The organism is Pyxidicoccus trucidator (assembly GCF_010894435.1).
In the GTDB taxonomy this organism is placed as follows: domain Bacteria; phylum Myxococcota; class Myxococcia; order Myxococcales; family Myxococcaceae; genus Myxococcus; species Myxococcus trucidator.
This window is the reverse complement of sequence record NZ_JAAIXZ010000091.1, coordinates 1-431: the sequence shown is the minus strand read 5'-3', so window position 1 is coordinate 431 and position 431 is coordinate 1. Positions and strand designations below refer to the sequence as shown.

The following is a 431-nucleotide window of genomic DNA, read 5'->3' as shown; positions in this document are numbered from 1 at the left end:
ATCAGCCGGCCGGACAGGGCGTAGTCCTCGCGCTTGAGGATGTTGTTCGTGTCCTTGTCTATCCACATCTTGACCAGGGGGTAGGCCACGTCCACGTTGGGCTTCACCTTCAAGAGCAGCTTGTGGGCGGTGAACTTGCCCAGCTTCGCCTCGCCTTCGTAGGTTGGGTCGAACTCCTCGGCCAGACGGGACTCGTCGAAGTCGGCGCGTCGGCTGTCGGTGCCGGCGATGCGCTCGCGCTCGGTGCGGCGCTCCCACTTGCCCACGTTGGGGTCGTAGCTCCAGAGGTTCTTGTCCATCCGCAGGTAGCCCTTGCCCGCCTCCGTCTTGGGCTTGCTGAAGAGGATCATCAGCTTGTCGTCCGCGTCCCGCCGGTAGATGAACGCCTCGCGCACGTTGTCTGTTTTGTCCTTCTCCTTCTGCTCCATGTA

At 62.4% G+C, this 431-nt stretch carries 1 protein-coding gene; it reads right to left on the bottom strand.

The features are described from left to right. On the bottom strand, window positions 1–431 hold a 431-nt coding region (locus G4D85_RS48550), incomplete at both ends, for an outer membrane lipoprotein-sorting protein (protein WP_164021947.1).